This window comes from Streptomyces sp. NPDC031100, from assembly GCF_055570785.1.
In genome coordinates, this window is the sequence record NZ_JBVIGN010000002.1 from 277,208 (window position 1) to 296,292 (window position 19,085).

At 71.7% G+C, this 19,085-nt stretch carries 18 protein-coding genes; 12 read left to right on the forward strand and 6 right to left on the reverse strand.

Translation table 11 applies throughout. From position 1 onward, the window contains the following. Window positions 1-79 precede the first annotated feature (79 nt). Window positions 80-583, reverse strand: a complete 504-nt coding sequence (locus ACZ5DS_RS05485; protein ID WP_468234398.1) for a MarR family winged helix-turn-helix transcriptional regulator — start codon at window positions 581-583, stop codon at window positions 80-82. A 95-nt stretch (window positions 584-678) separates the two neighbouring features. Here ACZ5DS_RS05485 and ACZ5DS_RS05490 point away from each other — a divergent pair, with 95 nt between their 5' ends. Continuing rightward, a complete protein-coding gene (locus tag ACZ5DS_RS05490; protein WP_468234399.1) occupies window positions 679-1,194 on the forward strand; it encodes a YceI family protein in 516 nt (171 codons plus the stop codon). Between the two features lie 2 nt (window positions 1,195-1,196). Here ACZ5DS_RS05490 and ACZ5DS_RS05495 read toward each other — a convergent pair whose 3' ends face one another. Beyond that, window positions 1,197-2,906: a hypothetical protein gene (locus ACZ5DS_RS05495; protein WP_468234400.1), complete on the reverse strand. Its 1,710-nt coding sequence runs from the start codon at window positions 2,904-2,906 to the stop codon at window positions 1,197-1,199. A 280-nt stretch (window positions 2,907-3,186) separates the two neighbouring features. Between ACZ5DS_RS05495 and ACZ5DS_RS05500 the strand changes: the two genes are divergently transcribed. The 4 genes from ACZ5DS_RS05500 to ACZ5DS_RS05515 all read left to right on the forward strand — a co-directional run bounded on the left by ACZ5DS_RS05500 (window position 3,187) and on the right by ACZ5DS_RS05515 (window position 5,985). Further along, window positions 3,187-3,576: a cell division protein SepF gene (locus ACZ5DS_RS05500; RefSeq protein ID WP_468234401.1), complete on the forward strand. Its 390-nt coding sequence runs from the start codon at window positions 3,187-3,189 to the stop codon at window positions 3,574-3,576. A gap of 133 nt (window positions 3,577-3,709) precedes the next feature. After that, entirely contained in the window at window positions 3,710-4,957 is a 1,248-nt protein-coding gene (locus ACZ5DS_RS05505) for an AAA family ATPase (RefSeq protein WP_468234402.1), read from the forward strand. Then, window positions 4,954-5,298 carry a nucleotide pyrophosphohydrolase gene (locus ACZ5DS_RS05510; protein ID WP_468234403.1) on the forward strand — a complete coding sequence of 115 codons (345 nt, stop codon included), beginning with the start codon at window positions 4,954-4,956 and terminating at the stop codon, window positions 5,296-5,298. The genes ACZ5DS_RS05505 and ACZ5DS_RS05510 overlap by 4 nt, the downstream gene beginning before the upstream one ends. A gap of 201 nt (window positions 5,299-5,499) precedes the next feature. Then, complete coding sequence (locus tag ACZ5DS_RS05515) at window positions 5,500-5,985, forward strand: DUF6099 family protein (protein ID WP_468234404.1); 486 nt, start codon at window positions 5,500-5,502, stop codon at window positions 5,983-5,985. 89 nt (window positions 5,986-6,074) lie between these two features. On the opposite strand, the gene ACZ5DS_RS05520 is transcribed toward ACZ5DS_RS05515, so the two are convergent. After that, window positions 6,075-6,251, reverse strand: a complete 177-nt coding sequence (locus ACZ5DS_RS05520; RefSeq protein WP_468234406.1) for a hypothetical protein — start codon at window positions 6,249-6,251, stop codon at window positions 6,075-6,077. A gap of 243 nt (window positions 6,252-6,494) precedes the next feature. Here ACZ5DS_RS05520 and ACZ5DS_RS05525 point away from each other — a divergent pair, with 243 nt between their 5' ends. Further along, window positions 6,495-7,418 (forward strand): LLM class F420-dependent oxidoreductase, encoded by a 924-nt coding sequence (locus ACZ5DS_RS05525; RefSeq protein ID WP_468234407.1) that lies wholly within the window; start codon window positions 6,495-6,497, stop codon window positions 7,416-7,418. Between the two features lie 171 nt (window positions 7,419-7,589). Next, on the forward strand, window positions 7,590-8,144 hold the full coding sequence (locus ACZ5DS_RS05530) for a CbrC family protein (protein WP_468234409.1): 555 nt from the start codon (window positions 7,590-7,592) through the stop codon (window positions 8,142-8,144). A 60-nt stretch (window positions 8,145-8,204) separates the two neighbouring features. Here the strand turns inward: ACZ5DS_RS05530 and ACZ5DS_RS05535 are convergent, their stop codons facing one another. Continuing rightward, window positions 8,205-9,134, reverse strand: coding sequence for a D-alanyl-D-alanine carboxypeptidase family protein (locus ACZ5DS_RS05535; RefSeq protein WP_468234410.1), 930 nt, complete (start codon window positions 9,132-9,134; stop codon window positions 8,205-8,207). A 188-nt stretch (window positions 9,135-9,322) separates the two neighbouring features. On the opposite strand from ACZ5DS_RS05535, the gene ACZ5DS_RS05540 reads away from it, so the two are divergent. From ACZ5DS_RS05540 to ACZ5DS_RS05555, 4 genes are all read left to right on the forward strand, one after another. Then, window positions 9,323-10,249: a hypothetical protein gene (locus tag ACZ5DS_RS05540; protein WP_468234412.1), complete on the forward strand. Its 927-nt coding sequence runs from the start codon at window positions 9,323-9,325 to the stop codon at window positions 10,247-10,249. 94 nt (window positions 10,250-10,343) lie between these two features. Further along, window positions 10,344-11,810, forward strand: coding sequence for a 3' terminal RNA ribose 2'-O-methyltransferase Hen1 (locus ACZ5DS_RS05545; RefSeq protein ID WP_468234414.1), 1,467 nt, complete (start codon window positions 10,344-10,346; stop codon window positions 11,808-11,810). Next, entirely contained in the window at window positions 11,807-14,371 is a 2,565-nt protein-coding gene (locus tag ACZ5DS_RS05550) for a polynucleotide kinase-phosphatase (RefSeq protein WP_468234416.1), read from the forward strand. Before ACZ5DS_RS05545 ends, ACZ5DS_RS05550 begins: the two co-directional genes overlap by 4 nt. Before the next feature lie 170 nt (window positions 14,372-14,541). Next, window positions 14,542-15,498 carry a redoxin family protein gene (locus ACZ5DS_RS05555; protein ID WP_468234418.1) on the forward strand — a complete coding sequence of 319 codons (957 nt, stop codon included), beginning with the start codon at window positions 14,542-14,544 and terminating at the stop codon, window positions 15,496-15,498. Window positions 15,499-15,646: 148 nt separating this feature from the next. On the opposite strand, the gene ACZ5DS_RS05560 is transcribed toward ACZ5DS_RS05555, so the two are convergent. After that, window positions 15,647-16,537 (reverse strand): diacylglycerol kinase catalytic domain-containing protein, encoded by an 891-nt coding sequence (locus ACZ5DS_RS05560; protein WP_468234420.1) that lies wholly within the window; start codon window positions 16,535-16,537, stop codon window positions 15,647-15,649. Next, window positions 16,534-17,712, reverse strand: coding sequence for an SPFH domain-containing protein (locus tag ACZ5DS_RS05565; protein WP_468234422.1), 1,179 nt, complete (start codon window positions 17,710-17,712; stop codon window positions 16,534-16,536). The genes ACZ5DS_RS05560 and ACZ5DS_RS05565 overlap by 4 nt, the downstream gene beginning before the upstream one ends. A 130-nt stretch (window positions 17,713-17,842) precedes the next feature. On the opposite strand from ACZ5DS_RS05565, the gene ACZ5DS_RS05570 reads away from it, so the two are divergent. Further along, window positions 17,843-19,066, forward strand: coding sequence for an arginine deiminase (locus tag ACZ5DS_RS05570; protein WP_468234423.1), 1,224 nt, complete (start codon window positions 17,843-17,845; stop codon window positions 19,064-19,066). Window positions 19,067-19,085: the final 19 nt, after the last annotated feature.

Below are 19,085 nucleotides of genomic sequence, written 5' to 3' on the forward strand. Positions count from 1 at the left end.
CTGCAGAGCGTGGGCCTGTGACCTTTCCCTCCTTGCGGCTGTGACCTGCGCCCTTCACGGGCCCACGGGCTGCCTTTTCCTACGGTTGGTCCGGCTCGTCCACCAGGTCGGGCACCAGCGCGCACAGTGCCTCGCGCTGCTCCGGCCCGACGAACCGGGCCAGTGCCTCCCGGACCGTCTCCGCGAGGGTGGCGGAGGCCTCGCGCAGCAGGCGGCGGGCCTTGTCGGTGAGGGCGACCTCGATGCCCCGCTTGTCGCCGCAGACGGACTCGCGGGTGACCAGGCCGGCCCGCTGGAGGCAGGCGATCTGGTACGTGAGCCGGGTCTTGGGGCGGCCGAGGAGGTCGGCGATCCGGGTCATGCGCAGGCCGCCCTCGGGCTGCTCGGCCAGCAGGCACAGGATCAGGAACTCGTCGTGCGAGACGTCGAGGGTCGTCTTCACGGCCGACCGCAGCCGCTGCTCCACCGCGCCCGTCGCGGCCAGCAGCAGCATCCAGGCGCGCAGCTCGCCCGGGAGCAGGCCGCCACCCCCGGCGGAGGGGCAAGCGGGCTGGTCGGCGGGGGGTTTGTCGCGGGCGGCCATGAGGTCGAGTCTACCTGTTGTCCAAATTTGGATAGTGGGCTAGCGTGAGGTCATCCAATTTTGAACCACCTACTTCCCCGAACAGGAGGACGGTCATGACCGTCGCCGTGGAAACAGGCACCTGGCAGCTCGACCCGACCGCGTCCGCCGTGGGCCTCAGGCACAAGACCTTCTGGGGCCTGGTCACCGTCAAGGGCGCGTTCGCCGCCGTCACGGGCGGGGGCGAGGTCCGGCCCGACGGTTCCGCCACCGGCGCCCTGACCCTGGACGTGGCCTCCCTGGACACCAAGAACACCAAGCGGGACACGCATCTGCGCTCGGCCGACCTCCTCGACGCCGACAACCACCCGGAGATCACCTTCGCCGTCCGCGCCGCCGACCGCCTCGACGGCGACAACGTCAAGGTCGTCGGCCGGCTGACCGTGCGGGGCATCAGCAGGCCGCTGACCCTCACCGCGCGGCTGACCTCGGCGACGGCCGAGGCGCTCACCCTGGCGGCCGAGTTCACCGTGGACCGCGACCAGTTCGGCGTGGGCTGGAACCAGCTCGGCATGATGCGCGGCCTGACCACGGTGACGGCCGAGCTGCGCTTCACGCGCACGCCGGCCTGACGTCAGCCCTTCAGGCCCAGCTCGGCCGGCCGTACGTCCCGGGTGGAGAGCGTCTGCGGGGTCGCCGTGAAGGCGCGCAGCCGGATGTGGGTGCTCTTCTTGGTGGGGAGTGCGAACCGGTCGGAGGGCGCCCGGAGTTCGACGGTCGCCGTGGTGTGCGCGGGGATCGTGGCCGGGCCCCGCTCCAGGGACCAGTAGCGGCTCATGCCCTGTCCCGTCGTGAGCATGTAGTGCGGGGTGAGCGGGTCGCTTCCGGTATTGGTCACCCGCACGGTCAGCGCGGACAGCGAGTGCGCCGGGGCCCGCCGGGCCGCCGTGACGTCCATCCGCAGCGGTGGCCGGCCGGACACCGCCAGGGTCGCGCTCACCAGCGCGGGCAGAACCAGCAGCACCACCGCGCCCACCAGCGCCGGGCGGCGGTGCCGGCCCGTCAGCCACCGGGGGCGCGGCTGCCAGGCGTGCGCGAACTCCGACAGGGGCACGGTGATCGCCGCCGCGAGCCACAGCGGGGTCATCATCAGGTAGTAGCCGTCCTGGGAGCGGGTCGCCAGGAAGAAGGCACACCAGGGCAGCACGGTCGCGGCCGGGCCCAGCCGCCGTACGAACAGCACGAACAGCGCCAGCAGGGCCGCGGCGAGCAGCATGCTCGCGTGGCCGTACCAGTCGAGCCGGTCGCTGCCGTGCGTGAAGTACAGGGAGATGCCCACCAGGCCCTGTCCGTGCACCACCGCGCCCTGCGTCAGCGGCAGGGCGATCCCGCCGAGCCAGGGGCCCGGCTCGTGCACGAGGAAGTACGCGTTGCTCAGCAGCCACGTGGCCGCGGCGATCCCCAGGATGCGCAGCACGATCAGAGAGGCCGCGCGTCCGCCCAGTTCGCCGCGGCGTACGGCGTAGACGCCGGCCAGCAGGAACGGCGTCACGAACCAGGGCAGTTGCTGCGCCGCGCACGCGGCCCCGAGGCAGGCGGCCCGCGCGATCCCCGACGCGCCGAGCCGGCCGCCCCTGCCGAGTCGCGGCCAGCCGACCACCACCGGGACCAGCAGGGCCAGGGCCGGGATCGCCGGGTAGCCCTGGCGGGCGTACGTCGGCAGGAAACCGAAGCCCAGACAGACCATCGTGGCCGTCGAGCGCCATGGCACCGGCAGCATTCGCCACAGCACCACCGCGGCGGCGATCAGCGCGAGCGTCGCCGCCGCCGTCGCCGGGGCGCCGCCGTGGCCCAGCCACAGCAGGGGCGCGGTCAGCAGCGGGAAGAGCGGGGGATAGCCGTACGTGAAGTCGTAACCGCCGTCCATCGTCGGCGTCAGGGCGATGCCCTTGCCGTGGAACAGCCAGGGCCAGGCCTGCCCGTACATCGGGTGCCCGGCGACCATCTCCCGCGCGGCCTGGGTGGTGAGGACCGCCTCGTCGCCGCCGGCGTGGTTCAACGCCCACGTGCAGAGGGCGAGCGCGATCGCGGTGAGCAGCACCACCAGGTCCAGGCGGGCGAGCGAGCGCGCTCGGCGAACCGTCAGAACGAGGACGCCGGTGACCAGGATCGAGGCGTAGCAGACGGAGATGACCGCCGCGAGGGCGAGACGGTGCGTGGCCGCCTGCGTCCACACCGTGCGGGTCCCGATGAAGAGGCTCACGTCGGTGAGCAGCGTCAGGACGCGGTGCCACTGTGCGGGGCTCCCGGAGCCCTCCGCGCGACCTCCCGGAGCGGCGGACACCGCCGACTGTGTCCGCCGACCGGGTGTCACCTGCTGTGTTTCTGCCAAGTGCACGTCACCGGACGCTAACGGCAGCCGGTGAAGCGGATGCGGCACCAGATGAAGAGTCCGGTGTGAAGCCGGTAAGAAAAGGATGAACACGGACATATCTCCACGCTCTGAGCGGGGCGGGAGGCTTCCGGGGCGGTGGCGCTTCGTGTCGTTGTTGGGCCGAACGGGTGACTTGGCGTAAGAATTGGCTGGTGCAGGGATTGAGTGCGAGTCAGGTCGGGGGGAGCCGGTGAACCGTTACGACGTCACCGATGAACAGTGGGAAGGGCTCGCCCAGGTCGTGCCGCTGCGGGGCCGGGACGCGTGGCCGTCCGCGGTGAACCACCGCTCGCTGCCCGACGCGGAGACCGAGACGCGGCGCCGGTTCGTCGTCCTGCGGGTCAACGTCTTCGCGGACGCCAGGGAGGTCGCCGAGACGCTGATGGCAGGGGCGCCGGTGCTGCTCGACCTGTCCGGCGCGGAGGGCGAGGTGGCCAAGCGCGTCCTCGACTTCAGCACCGGCGTCGTCTTCGGGCTCGGCAGCGGCATGCACCGGGTCGACCGCAATGTGTTCCTCCTGACCCCGCCGGGCACGGAGGTCAGTGGGTTGATGGAGGGGGTCGGGGTCTCCGGGGGCTGAGAGGCCTCCGGCGGCCGTCCTTCCCGTCGTGTCCGGCCGGTGCCGTCCGAGTCGTGGCGGCCGGTCCCCCGATCGTAGGAAGGTGCGGCGGGCAAAACGGTTCGCCGTCACCGGAGAGGCCTACCGTCCGGACATGGCCGTGCCTTCCGCGTCCGCCGGGTCGTCCGCGTCCGCCGACCCCTCGACGTCCCTTGAGCCTGTCGTGCCGGCGCAGGTCGCCCGGGGCGCGTGTGGACCTTCCCCCGAATCCGTCCCGCCCACCCCCGTCGACGTACGCGCCCGGATCACCGAATTGCGGCTCTCCGCCTTCGCCGGGCATCGGCGCGCCGCGTTTCCGTTAGGGGCGGTCACCCTGTTCGCCGGGCCCAGTGGCGCGGGGAAGTCGACCGCGCTCGCGGCCTACGAGGCGCTCGCGCGGCTCGGGGGAGGGGCGTGCCTCGCCGAAGTGATTCCGGATCCGGTCGCCCTGGTGCCGGAGCGGGCACGGCCCGACGCCCAGGGCCGCCGCGGGTTCCGCATCGGCTGTACGGCCGATGGCGCCGAGGGACCGGTCCGGCTCGACGTCGCCGTCCAGGCCGAGCCCGAACTGCGGATCGTCGGCGAGCGGCTGACGGCACGCGGAGTGGTCCTGCTGGAGACGGCACTGCGCGACCCCGGCCGCCGGACCGTCCAGGCCGCCTGGCACACCGCGGGTTCTTCCCCGGTGACCCGGGCCCCGCTGCCCGACGACCGGCTCGGCACCGCCCTGCTGCCGCTGCGGGTGGCCGGCAAGACGGACGGGCAGCGGCATGTGCTCGCCGCCGCCGAACAGATGGTCGTCGCCCTGCGCTCCGTCTTTCCCTGCGATCCGCGCCCCGAGTACATGCGCACCCCCGTCCCGACGGGCTCGGGACGGCTCATGCCCGGCTGCGACAACCTGGCCGACGTCCTGTGGCGCACCCGGTTCGAGTGCGGCCGCCGGCACTCCCAGCTGGTCGAGGCGCTGCGGGCAGGCTGCGCGGGCCCGGTGGCCGACCTGGTCGCCGAGCCGCTGTCCGACGGCACCGTCCGCGCCCTGCTCGACCGGGGCGACGGCCTGCGCACCGAACTGGCCCGGCTCGGCGACGGCGAGCTGCGCTATGTCGCGCTGGCGCTGGTGCTGCTGACCGGGCCCGGCGTCCTGGACATGGACACACCGGGCGAGGTGCCCGACGCCCTGCGCACCCTCACCGTGCTCGCCGACGGCTTCGACCGCGGTCTCGACCCGGGCCAGCGCGGCGCACTGCTGCGGATGGCGGCCCGGATGGGCGAACGCGGACACATCCGCTGCGTGGGTGCGGTGAGCGACGCCTCGTGGGCCGAGGGAGCCGAGGGCGTCACAGTGGTACACCTGAACCCGTGACGGAACACCCTGACCTGGCCGGACTCCAGCGCAGGCTGGCCGAGTTCGCCGCCGCGCGCAACTGGCAGCCCTACCACACCCCCAAGAACCTCGCCTCCGCCCTCAGCGTGGAGGCCTCCGAACTGGTCGAGATCTTCCAGTGGTTGACCCCGGAGGAGTCGGCCCGGGTGATGGACGATCCCGACACCGCGCACCGCGTCACGGACGAGGTCGCCGACGTCCTCGCCTATCTGCTCCAGCTCTGCGAGGTCCTCGGCATCGACCCGCTGACCGCGCTCTCCGCCAAGATCGACCGCAACGAACAGCGCTTTCCGGCCGCCGGTACCGAGGACACCCCCTGACACCGGGCCACGACCCCAACTCTCGGACTGCCGGGCTCCGTTTTCACTCTACGGAGTCAAACCCGCCGCCGAATCCGAATTGTTGTCCACAGAATTCGGGCTAGCTCTGGCTTTTCACCCCGCGGACCTTCACTCTGGGTAGTGGACAAGGGAGTTCAGCGGACGTGCGACGACGCACGGCGGATGGGACGGGGGCAGCGCATGGATGCGGTGCGGCTCATTGTGACCAGCAGGCGTGCCCTGGCCAGGGGCGCCGAGATACCCGAGATCATGGCCGAGGTGTGGCAGGCGCAGGCCCTGGCCCAGGCGATCGGCAGCCGCCTCGCGGTGTCCGGCCCGCCGGAGCTGCGAGGCGAGGCACTGGGCCTGACCGAGCTGGCGGGTCGGGGCTGCGGCGTCCTGGACCCTCCCGAACTCGACCCGGGCGACCTGCGCGCCGCCCAGCTCACCGAGCTGGACGACGCCCGCCAGACCCTCCTCTGCCTCGGCGGGCTGCTGGGCGAGGTCGGCATAGCCCTGGTCGGCATGGCCAGCGCCGCAGCCGACGAGACGACGTACTGGCAGTGCATGGAGGCCATCGACGCGGCGGACGAGTCCCGGGACCGGGTCCTGGAGATGCTGCGCAAGCTCGCGGCGCGGGAGGAGGTGTTACCGGAGGGCGCCAAGGACAGCCCGTCCGGCGTGTGAGGGCGAGCAGCCGCGCTACCCGGCCCGTCAGGCCGTTCAGGCCGGAGCGGGGGCGGTCTGGGAGCGGCAGCCCCCAGTGCGACGGTACGTCACCCCAGCTCGCCCTCTTCAGCCGACACCCACCCCGACCCCCCGGCCGACTGCAAGTCCGCGTCCAGGGCCGACAGATCCGCGTTCAACGCGGCCATCAGCTCCTCCATCTGCTCCAGCAGCCCCTTCGGCTGGCCGAGCGAGCCACCCTGCGGGGGAACGGACTCTTCGGACATGACGGCCTCCTCGGCCCCCGGCCCGGCCCCGGGAGGGCCGATGCGATGACGCGCGACGGCGAGGACCGTCCGGCGCGGGTGCCGGACGGTCCGGCTCCGACGGGCCAACGATCACCGCCGGGGCCGGTCACTGGCCCGCACGGCAGCCGGCGCGCAGGCTGGACGATTTTCACCCGACCGAGGACGGTCCCGCCCGGCGGTACCGGCGCGGTTGACGGGGCAGGGTCCGTGCAGGATGGGTGTATGGACCTTCGAATCTTCACCGAGCCCCAGCAGGGGGCGACGTACGACACCCTGCTCACCGTGGCGAAGGCCACCGAGGAACTGGGCTTCGACGCATTCTTCCGTTCCGACCACTACGTGCGGATGGGCAATGTGGACGGCCTGCCCGGCCCCACGGACGCCTGGATCACCCTCGCCGGTCTGGCCCGCGAGACCCGGCGCATCCGCCTCGGCACCCTGATGACGGCCGCCACCTTCCGGCTGCCCGGCGTGCTCGCCATCCAGGTGGCCCAGGTCGACCAGATGTCCGGCGGCCGGGTCGAACTGGGCCTGGGCGCGGGCTGGTTCGAGGAGGAGCACAGGGCGTACGGCATCCCGTTCCCGAAGGAGAAGTTCGGGCGCCTGGAGGAGCAGCTCGCGATCGTCACCGGACTGTGGGCGACCAAGGCAGGCGAAACGTTCGACTTCCACGGTACGTACTACGACCTCACCGACTCGCCCGCGCTGCCCAAGCCGGCCCAGGCGAAGGTCCCGGTGCTCATCGGCGGCCACGGCGCGACCCGCACCCCGCGCCTCGCGGCCCGCTACGCCGACGAGTTCAACATCCCCTTCGCCTCGGTCGAGGACAGCGAGCGGCAGTTCGGCCGGGTGCGTGCCGCCGCCGAGGAGGCAGGCCGCAAGGCGGACGAGCTGACGTACTCCAACGCGCTGGTGGTGTGTGTCGGCAGGGACGACCAGGAGGTCGCCCGGCGCGCCGCGGTGATCGGCCGTGAGGTGGACGAGCTGAAGGCCAACGGTCTGGCCGGCTCGCCCGCCGAGGTGGTCGACAAGATCGGCCGATACGCCGAGATCGGCTCCCGGCGGATCTACCTCCAGGTCCTCGACCTGTCCGACCTCGACCACCTGGAGCTGATCTCCAGTCAGGTCCAGGCGCAGCTGTCGTAACACCTCCTGCACCGGCCCTCTCCGGCCCGAGCCCGGAGAGGGCCGTGTGACCTGTGACCATTCCCGCCGACCTGGCCGTCCCGGTCCGGCTGATCGCGATGCGCGGACTCCACTGCGTCCTGGGAGTGCCGTGACGACCCCCGGGCGGACCACCTCGTGCGAAGGAGAGAGATGAGCTACCCCTTCTCCGTGCTGAAGTTCCGCGAGGGCGCGCCGGTTCCGATGAAGGAGGCGGTGATCCGCGAGGTGCTGGGTCCTGTCACCGTGGGCGGCATGCCCGACCGGGGCTTCCCCGAGTGGTGGAACCTGCGGACCCCCGACGGCGGCGAGGCGCCCGACGAGGGCATCTGCCCGTACTGCATCGCCTTCGGCACGGCCGCCGAACGCTACGGCGCCACGTTCAACGACCTCATCGACGGCGATGTCCGCGACGAAGTGGTGCGGGAGATCCTGGAGCGCACCCCGGGCATCCCGGGCCGGCAGTCCCCGCGCTGGCTCACGCACTGTGGCGACGGCGCCGAGTTCCTCAAGCCGGCCGGGGCCAAGGAGCTCGGGCATGTCCCGGACGCGGTGGAGGCGCTGCGGCGGGAGTGCGCCGGGTGGGGCTGGTCGCCCGAGCGGGTCGAGGAGTACCTCGGGGCGCTCGATGCGGACGACCAGCCGACCGCCTACCTGTTCCGCTGCCGGGTGTGCGGCACCCACCTCGCCTGTTCGGACTTCACCTGAGAGCGCCGGGACACCGGCGAGGGCCGGGCGGACAGATGTCCGCCCGGCCCTCGCCGTACGTCAGCCGCGCTGCGCGAACCCGTAGTCCAGGATCTTCTTCGCGTCCTTGAACCGCTCGTCCGCCGACGTGTCCGCGAGCACGGTGCCCACGACCGTCCTGCCATTCCGGGTCGCCGCGAAGACCAGGCAGAACTTCGCCTCCGGACCCGAGCCGGTCTTCACGCCGATCGCACCCCGGTAGGAGTCGAGCAGCGTGTTCGTGTTCTTCCACGCCTCCATCGTGTGTGTGCCGCCACCGGGACGGTACGACGTCATGTCGTCGTACACCTTGGTGCCGACGACCTTCTTGAACGTCTTGTTCTTCAACGCGACCCCGGCGAGCTTGGCCAGATCGCGGGGGGACGCGTGGTTCTTGCCGTTGGACACCCCGTCGAACGAGTCGAAATGGGTGTGCGTCAGGCCCAGTTCGCGCGCCTTGCCGTTCATCTTCGCGATGAACGACTTCGTCCGCTGGGCCGTCGTCGACCCCGACCCGTAGGTGTCCGCGAGCGCGTACGCAGCGTCGCACCCGGACGGCAGCAGGAGCCCGTACAGCAGGTCCCCCACCTTCATCGAGTCGCCCAGGATCAGCTTGGCGGTGGAGTACCGCAGCTGGTGGGTCTTCGGATTGATGACGTAGTCCGTGTACTCCTTCTTGATCTTCACCTTGCGGCCGAGGTCCACGTTGTGCTGCGACAGCACCACGAGCGCCGTCATGATCTTCGTCGTGGAGCCGGTCCGCAGCTCGGTGTCCGCCGCCTTGCCGAACAGCATCGTGCCGGTGGCCGCGTTCATCGCGTACGCGCCCTGCGCCGACACGGAAGGCGCCGGGGGAGCCGACGGAGCCGCCTGGGCGGGAGCGGCCGCGAGAACCCCCGTGGCCAACACGACGCCGGCCGTCGCCGCGATCGCGGCTCGTCTGCGCATGGGTACACCTGTGCCGTTGGTCATGTCCTATCCCCGTTCTGTCAGTGGTCAGTTGACGGTCGCCCACTTCACCAGGTCCGGGACCGAAGGGCCATGGTGGAGATCACAGAGATCGGAACAATGTGCTCAGCCTGTGGACTTCTGGTGCCGGAACTGTGGGCTCCGTCACGGCGTACATGATCCGGAACTGATCGGATGATCGGGTGCGTAAAGTGCTCCCTCTCGCTGTCACCGGCCTGTTGGCCCTGTCGGCCTGCCAGTTCGCCGGCCATGACGATGCCGCCGCCGACGCCCGCCGCCTGAACACCATGGAGGCGTTCCCGATCCACGCCTACCTGGCGGACCCGTCGTCGGACAGGGTGAAGGCCGTCGCTACGGCGCAGTGGATCCTCGCGAAGAAGTGCATGCTCCGGCTCGGCTTCGACAACTTCACGATGCTCGACACCAAGACCGTCGAGTCGACGTACCCGGTCCGGCAGGGGGCCCTCGAGTTCCACAGCACGACCGGCGACGACAGTCCTTACGGGGTCGACGATCCCGACCGGGCCGCCGAGCACGGCTACCACAACCGGAAGCAGGAGAAGTCCTCCCGGGCCTTGGAGTGGCCGGCCGAGCAGTACGTCGCCCTCACCGGCTCGTTCGACTCCGGCGACAGCCACCGTTCCCACGGGCACCCCATCCCCGAGGGCGGCTGCCTGGGAGAGGCGACGCGGAGCATCTACGGCCCTCCGCCCAAGGCCACGAAGGTCAACGGCGTGCGGCTCAGCGGCTATTACTCACTCGCTCTCGAACTGTGGTTCCAGTCCCACAAGGAGGCGCGGAAGGACCCGGTCTGGAAGAAGGCCGACCGCGCATGGTCGGCCTGCATGAAGGAGAAGGGCTTCCGCTACCCCGACCCGGACAAGGCGTCGTTCGACACCGCCTGGTACCGGACGGACCAGCCGTCGAACAGGGAGAAGAAGACAGCGGCCGCCGATGCCCGGTGCAAGGTCGACACCGACTACATCGAAACCGTCCACGCCATCGACGCCCGCGCCCAGAAGACGATCATCGGCAAGCGCAAGAAGGATCTGGACGCCATGCGCGCAGCGGAGGAGCGGGCGGTCGAGAACGCCCGGGCGATCATCGAGAAGGAGTGAGCGTCGCTCCCCAGGCCGTCAGCGGGGCCGGCGGGCGGGGTGTCGCTGCAAAACCGGTGGTCAGAGGGGTGGCATTCAGGGGAGAATCGGGCGCGTGTTCCTGACGATATCCACGAGCGGCTCCGCCGCCCTGCCCGCCACCGACCTAGGGTTCCTGCTGCACAAGCATCCTGACAAGGCGCAGAAGTTCTCGACCTCCTACGGCACCGCGCACGTCTTCTACCCGGAGGCGGATGCCGAGCGCTGCACGGCCGCGCTGTTGCTCGAGGTCGATCCGGTCGCGCTGGTCCGGCGGGGCAAGGGCAAGGGCCGCGGAGGAGCACCCGACGCGGCACTCGCCCAGTATGTGAACGACCGCCCCTACGCGGCCTCCTCGCTGCTCGCGGTCGCCCTGAGCGGTGTGTTCTCCAGCGCCCTGCGCGGTGTGTGCAACGCCCGCCCGGAGCGCGCCGCCGCGCCCCTGCCGCTGCGCATCGAGGTGCCCGCGCTGCCCGCCCGAGGCGGCCCGGATCTCGTACGACTGCTCTTCGAACCGCTCGGCTGGGCGGTGACCGCCGAGCCGGTCGCCCTGGACACCGAGTTCCCGGAGTGGGGCGACTCGCGCTACGTCCGCCTGGTTCTGGAGTCGGAGAAGCTGACCCTCGCCGAGGCGCTGCGCCACCTGTACGTCCTGCTGCCCGTCCTGGACGACGCCAAGCACTACTGGGTCTCCTCCGACGAGGTCGACAAGCTGCTGCGGGCCGGGGAGGGCTGGCTGCCCACGCACCCGGAGCAGAAGCTGATCACCAGCCGGTATCTGTCCCGTCGCTGGTCCCTGACCCGGCAGGCGATGGAGCGGCTGGAGCTGGTGCGCCTGGCCGAGGCCGACGACAGCGAGATCGAGGCGATCGACAACGCGGTCGAGGACGAGACGGAGGCGGAGGAGAAGCCGACCCCGCTCGCCGTGCAGCGGCGGGAGGCGATCGTCGCCGCTCTGCGTGCGGCCGGTGCCGCCCGAGTCCTGGATCTCGGCTGCGGTCAGGGGCAGTTGGTGCAGGAGCTGCTCAAGGACGTGCGGTTCGGCGAGGTCGTCGGCGTCGACGTGTCCGTGCGGGCGCTCACCATCGCCTCGCGGCGGCTCAAGCTCGACCGCATGGGGGAGCGGCAGGCGGCCCGCGTCAAGCTCTTCCAGGGCTCGCTCGCCTACACCGACAACCGGCTCAAGGGCTACGACGCCGCCGTGCTCAGCGAGGTGATCGAGCACCTCGACCTGCCCCGGCTGCCCGCCCTGGAGTACGCCGTCTTCGGGCACGCGCGCCCGAGGACGGTCCTCGTGACCACCCCGAACGTCGAGTACAACGTCCGCTGGGAGACCCTGCCCGCCGGACACGTCCGGCACGGCGACCACCGCTTCGAGTGGACCCGTGAGGAGTTCCGCACCTGGGCGGCCGCCGTGGCCGAACGGCACGGCTACGAGGTCGAGTTCGCCCCCATCGGGCCGGACGACCCCGAAGTGGGCCCGCCCACCCAGATGGCCCTGTTCCACCGCAACGACACCGAGAAGGAGGCGAAGGCAGCATGACCGAGAACCCCACGGGACGGACCCTCCCCGTCACCGACCTGTCCCTCGTCGTCCTCGTCGGCGCCTCCGGCTCCGGCAAGTCCACCTTCGCCCGCCGGCACTTCAAGCCGACCGAGGTGATCTCCTCCGACTTCTGCCGCGGTCTCGTCTCCGACGACGAGAACGACCAGAGCGCCACGCGGGACGCCTTCGACGTCCTGCACTACATCGCCGGCAAACGGCTGGCCGCCGGCCGCCGCACCGTCGTCGACGCCACCAGCGTGCAGCAGGACAGCCGGCGCCAGCTCATCGAGCTGGCCAAGAAGTACGACGTGCTGCCCATCGCCATCGTGCTCGACGTGCCGGAGGAGGTGTGCGCCGAGCGCAACGCGGCCCGCACCGACCGCGCCGACATGCCGCGCCGGGTCATCCAGCGCCACATCCGCGAACTCCGGCGCTCGCTCAGGCACCTGGAGCGCGAGGGCTTCCGCAAGGTGCACGTCCTGCGCGGAGTGGAGGAGGTCGACGGCGCCACGGTCGTCACCGAGAAGCGGTTCAACGACCTGACGCACCTCACCGGCCCCTTCGACATCATCGGCGACATCCACGGCTGTGCCTCCGAACTGGAGTCGCTGCTGGCCAAGTTGGGCTACGCCGACGGCGTGCATCCCGAAGGCCGTACCGCCGTCTTCGTCGGCGACCTGGTGGACCGCGGCCCGGACTCCCCGGGCGTGCTGCGCCGCGTGATGTCGATGGTCGGGTCCGGGAACGCACTGTGCGTGCCCGGCAACCACGAGAACAAGTACGGCCGCTACCTCAAGGGCCGCAACGTCCAGCACACCCACGGGCTCGCCGAGACCATCGCGCAGATGGAGGGCGAGAGCGAGGAGTTCAAGGCGGAGGTGCGCCGCTTCCTGGACGGGCTGGTCAGCCACTACGTCCTCGACGGCGGCAAGCTGGTCGTCTGCCACGCCGGTCTGCCCGAGAAGTACCACGGCCGCACCTCCGGCCGGGTGCGCTCGCACGCCCTGTACGGCGACACCACCGGCGAGACCGACGAGTTCGGGCTGCCCGTGCGCTACCCGTGGGCCGAGGACTACCGGGGCCGCGCGGCCGTCGTCTACGGTCACACCCCGGTCCCGGAGGCCACCTGGCTGAACAACACCATCTGCCTGGACACCGGTGCCGTCTTCGGCGGCAAGCTGACCGCGCTGCGCTGGCCGGAGCGCGAGCTGGTCGACGTACCGGCCGAACGGGTCTGGTACGAGCCGGCCAGGCCGCTGCGCAGCGAGGCGCCCGGCGGGCACGACGGACGGCCGCTGGACCTGGCGGACGTGCACGGCCGCAGGGGCGTGGAGACCCGGCACGCGGGCCGGGTCGCGGTCCGTGAGGAGAACGCGGCCGCGGCCCTGGAGGTCATGAGCCGCTTCGCCGTCGACCCGCGCCTGCTGCCGTACCTGCCGCCGACCATGGCGCCGACGGCCACTTCGCAGGTGGATGCCCGCGGCGGAGCCGCTGATGGACACTTCCTGGAGCACCCGGTGGAGGCGTTCGCGCAGTACGCGGCGGACGGGGTCGCGCGGGTCGTGTGCGAGGAGAAGCACATGGGCTCGCGGGCCGTCGCCCTGGTGTGCCGGGACGCGGACGCGGCCCGCGAGCGGTTCGGTGTGGACGGCCCCACGGGGTCGCTCTACACCCGCACCGGACGGCCGTTCTTCGACGACGAGAGCGTGACCGAGGAGATCCTCGGCCGCCTGCGCTCGGCCGTCGGGGACGCCGGCCTGTGGGACGAACTCGACACTGACTGGCTCCTGCTGGACGCCGAACTGATGCCGTGGTCGCTGAAGGCCTCGGGTCTGCTGCGCAGCCAGTACGCGGCCGTCGGTGCCGCCTCGGGCGCGGTGTTCCCCGGTGCCCTCGCCGCACTGGAGGCCGCCGCGGCCCGTGGCACCGACGTGGGCGGACTGCTGGACCGGCAGCGTGACCGCGCGGCCGACGCGGCCGCGTTCACCGACGCCTACCGCCGCTACTGCTGGACGACCGACGGCCTGGACGGGGTCCGCCTGGCCCCCTTCCAGATCCTGGCCGCCCGCGGGCGCAGCCTCGCCGCGCTGCCGCACGACGAGCAACTGGCCCTGATCGACCGGCTGGTGGAGCACGACGGCACCGGACTGCTGCAGACCACCCGGCGCCTGTACGTCGACACGGGCGACCCCGAGTCGGTGCGCGCCGGCGTCGACTGGTGGCTGGAGATGACCGGCCGGGGCGGCGAGGGCATGGTCGTCAAGCCGCTGGGCGCGCTGGTCCGCAGCCCGGAGGGCCGGCTGGTGCAGCCCGGCATCAAGTGCCGGGGCCGCGAGTACCTGCGCATCATCTACGGTCCCGAGTACACCCGGCCGGACAACCTCGCCCAGCTGCGCCGGCGGTTCCTGAACCACAAGCGCTCGCTGGCGATCCGCGAGTACGCCCTCGGCCTGGAGGCCCTGGACCGGCTCGCGGACGGGGAGCCGCTGTGGCGGGTGCACGAGGCGGTGTTCGGGGTGCTGGCCCTGGAGTCGGAGCCGGTGGACCCGCGCCTGTAGCCCGTCACAGGACACCCCTCCAGCCGCCGAGCGGCGCCCACCGCATCCAACTGGAGCGGTTCAGCCCGCACCTCACCGACCCCTCCCTCGGCCCTTACCAGCGGGACATCCTCGCCCCGACTTGACCTTACCCTCGGGGGCAAGGTTTAGCGTTCTTCGAGGTGAGAGGCATGCAGATCGGTGAGCTGGCCCGCCGGGCGGGCGTGACGACGAAAGCGGTGCGCTACTACGAATCGCTGGGCTTGCTCACGCCCGGGCGGCTGGCCAACGGCTACCGGGACTACAGCGAGCACGACGTACGACTCACGCAGGAGATCCGGGTGCTCGGCACTCTCGGAATTCCTGTCGAGCGCACCCGCCCGTTTCTGGAGTGCCTCACGGCCGGTCATCGACACGCCGACGACTGTCCGGCCTCGCTGGCTGGTTACCGGGACGCGATCGACGAGCTCACCCAGCGGATCGAGCAACTCACCGCCCGCCGGGCGGTACTGGTCGCACACCTGCAACAGGCCGCCCACCGCGGCAGCAGCGTCTCACCGCCCGACGAAGGAGAGGACCTGATGACCGACTACACGAGCCTGCCCGCCGACCTGCCCGTTCCCGAGGACGACGGCGCGGCTGCTCATCTGCCCGGCACGAAGGTGCCGCACCTGGAACTCCAGGGGACCGGCGGTACGGCCGTCCGCCTCGACGCGCTCGGCGCGGGCCGCGCCGTGATCTACATCTACCCGCTCACCGGGCGCCCGGACATCGACCTCCCCGACGGCTGGGACTCGATCCCCGGGGCGCGCGGCTGCACCTCCGAGGCATGCGGCTTCCGCGATCACCACCAGGAACTTCTCGCCGTCGGCACGGACGCCGTGTTCGGCCTCTCGAGCCAGGAGACCGACTACCAGCGTGAGGTCGTCGAGCGGCTCCACCTGCCGTTCCAGATGCTCTCCGACCCTGCCCGGAGCCTGGCACGGGAACTCGGCCTGCCCACGTTCGAGACCAGCGGGCTGACGCTCTACAAGCGGCTGACTCTGATCATCCGCGACGGCGTGATCGAGCACGTCTTCTACCCGATCTTCCCTCCGAACGAGCACGCCGGCCGGGTCCTGACCTGGCTCAGGGACAACCCCCTGTAGAAGACGGTGTGCCCGAGTCGCATTCGCGGCCGCGGGCCGGCGGCGGAAATTCCCTGGCGTGGTCCCGGCGATCCCGTGCGCGAGCCGGCCGCGCGGCTGTCCGTTCGGGCAGCCGTCCTGCTCGAAGGGCTGAGCGACGCCGCAGCGGTCAGCCCGCCAGCCGGAGCCGCTCCCCGCACACCCCGACCCGGACCGTCTGCCCCCAGGTGAGCTGGAGCGCGTCGCTCTCGATGCCGTCGCCGAAGGCGATGAGCCGGTCGGACTCCACGGTGACCGTGAGGGCCGCCGAGGCCGCGAGTTCGCCCGCCACCAGGGTCGTACCCGTGGCCGGTGACGGCCAGGCCTCCCGGACGAACCACACCAGGCGGTCCTCGGTGGGGGAGGGAAGCGGGAGTCGGCTGCCCCGCTCCTGCCATACCGAGCGCAGCCAGCCGGTCGCGCCGGTGCCGGTGCCGACCAGCACCCCGGAGGAGGCCTGGGCCTCGACGACACCCCCGTCGTCCTCGAGGCCCAGGCGGTAGCGGGCGGTCTGGTGGCCCGGTGTGCCGAGATAGATCTCGTTGAGCGCCACCAGCCGCTGGGTGTCGTCGGCGACCGCCTCGACCATGGTGAGTTCGTCCACCGCGGTGGGCGTCGCCGACAGCAGCTTCGCCGCGTCCTGCGGGCGGTGCCGTACCAGCACCCCGGGGTTGCGGCCCGGGTCGGTGTCGATGCCGAGCACCGGCTGGCCGGTCAGGTACTTGGCGACGTTCGCCACCAGCCCGTCCTGGCCGACCACCACGACCACGTCCTCCGGCGCGAACAGGAAGCGGTCCAGGTCGCCGCGCTCCACCTGGGCCTGACGCCAGGTCAGCGGCACGGCTGCGGTCACCTCGGCCAGGGCGCGGCGGGCCCGCCGGTGGCGCTCGGCGACCTCCTCGATGTCCCGGCCCCGGGAGGCGACGAAGAAGGCGGCCTGGCCGTGCGTGCCGTGCCGGGCCACCAACTCCTCGTACTCCGTGGTGCGATGGACCAGCACCGCACGCGGCGCGAGACTCACTCCGCTGTCCCGGGGGAGAGCCTGGCGAGCAGCCCGGTCAGCACGTCCGGCGAGACGGTGACGCTGTCGATGCGGGGCAGGTTCTCGGCCAGCCGGGTCGCGGTGAGCGCCTGGAGGGTCGTGGCGCCGTCGATGCCGGCCTCCGCGTGCACCCGCAGCCAGGCCGCCTGGGCCTGCGCCCGCGCCTCACCGACCTCGCGCGCGCCCTCGGCCTCGGCGCGGGCGACCCGCTCGGCCCGGACGGCCTCGGCCTCGGCGAGCCGCAGGGTCCGCGCCGCTTCCGCCTCGGTGAGCTTCGCCGTCCGGGCCGCCTCGGCCTCCGCGAGCTGCACGGACCTCGCCGCCTCGGCCTCGGCGAGCTTCACCGACCGCGTGGCCTCCGCCTGCGCCAACTGCACCGACCTCGCCGCCTCCGCCCGGGCGCGCACCGCGTCCGCGGCCGCCTGCTCCTCGGCCTCGCGGCGCGCGTTGGTGCCCCGCTGCTCGACCAACTGCTCTTCTCTGCGGGCGAGTTCGATCCGGCTGGCCAGCTCGTTCTCGGCGATGGTCCGCTCCCGCTCAACGGCCACGGCCCGCCGCTCGTAGGTCGCCCGGTCGGCCTCCTGCTGGATCTGCTCCCGGGCCGGAGTGCGCAGCGCCCGCTCCACCTCCGGCTCCGGGCGCAGCGCCATCACGCGTACGGCCACCACCTCGATGCCGGTGGCCGGCAGCCGCGGCTCGGCGCCGAGGCCCGCCGCGACCCGCTCGCGCACCGCCGCCACCCCGTCGGAGAGGGCCGCCGACAGGGGCGTCCGGGCGAGGACGTCCAGCGCGTGCTGCTGGGCCGTCTCGGTCAGCAGGGTGCCGAGCTGCTCCAGCGGGGTGCCCCGCCAGGCGCCCGTGTCCGGGTCGATCGAGAAGTCCAGGCGGGCGGCGGCCAGGGCCGGGTCGGCGATCCGGTAGGTGACCGTCGCCTGCACCGCCACGTCCTGGAAGTCGGAGGTGCGGGCGTGGAAGGTCATCGCCAGCTCCCGGTCGTCCACCGGCACCTCGGACAGGGCCGCGGTCAGTGCGCGAAACCAGAAGCTGAGCCCGGGACCGTCGTGGACCAGCGTGCCGGAGCGATGGTGCCGGATGTGCGCCGTGGGCGCGCCGCGCAGATGGCGCCAGCCCAGGCGCCGGGTGATGTCGGCCATGAACCCCCCTCGTTTTCGTCATGACGACGATAATGGGGACTTCCGCTTCTCGTCAAGAGGACGAAAACAGGAAGCGGCAGAAACGGCCGAGAAGGGCGTGAAGGTGGGCAACGATGGCCAGGATGGAGACATGGCATACCACGTCGACTCCGAGGCCGGGCGGCTGCGCCGCGTGATCCTGCACCGGCCCGACCTCGAGCTCAAAAGGCTCACCCCCAGCAACAAGGACGCGCTCCTCTTCGACGACGTGCTGTGGGTGCGCCGGGCGCGCGCCGAGCACGACGGGTTCGCCGACGTCCTGCGTGACCGCGGGGTCGCCGTGCACCTCTTCGGCGACCTGCTCGCGGAGGTGCTGGAGCTCCCGGCCGCGCGGGCGCTCGTCCTGGACCGCGTCTTCGACGAGAAGGAGTACGGCCCGCTGGCCACCGACCACCTCCGGGCCTCCTTCGAGACCCTGCCCGCGCACGAGCTGGCCGAGGCCCTCGTCGGCGGGATGACCAAGCGGGAGTTCCTTCAGGCGCACGAGGAGCCGACGTCCGTGCGGTTCCACGTCATGGACCTCGACGACTTCCTGCTCAGACCCCTGCCCAACCACCTCTTCACCCGCGACACCTCCGCCTGGATCTACGACGGTGTCTCCATCAACGCCATGCGCTGGCCGGCGCGGCAGCGCGAGACCGTGCACTTCGAGGCGATCTACCGGCACCACCCGCTGTTCCGGGACGAGGACTTCCACATCTGGTCCGAGGGGCAGGCCGACTATCCCTCCACCATCGAGGGCGGCGACGTCCTGGTCATCGGCAACGGCGCCGTCCTCATCGGCATGAGCGAGCGCACCACCCCGCAGGCCGTCGAGATGCTCGCGCACAAGCTGTTCGCCGCGGGGTCCGCGCAGACGATCGTCGCGCTCGACATGCCGAAGAAGCGCGCCCTGATGCACCTCGACACCGTGATGACCATGGTCGACGGCGACGTCTTCACCCAGTACGCGGGCCTCGGCATGCTCCGCTCGTACACCATCGAGCCGGGCGCCGCCGACAAGGAGCTCAAGGTCACCGACCATCCGCCGGAGCACATGCACCGCGCGATCGCGGCCTCCCTGGGTCTCAGCGAGATCCGCGTCCTGACCGCCACCCAGGACGTCCACGCGGCCGAGCGGGAGCAGTGGGACGACGGCTGCAACGTGCTCGCCGTCGAACCCGGTGTCGTGATCGCCTACGAGCGCAACTCCACCACCAACACGCACCTGCGCAAACAGGGCATCGAGGTGATCGAGATCCCGGGCAGCGAGCTGGGCCGGGGCAGGGGCGGCCCGCGCTGTATGAGCTGTCCCGTGGAGCGTGAGTCGGTGTGAGCGAGCGCCTCTGTATAGA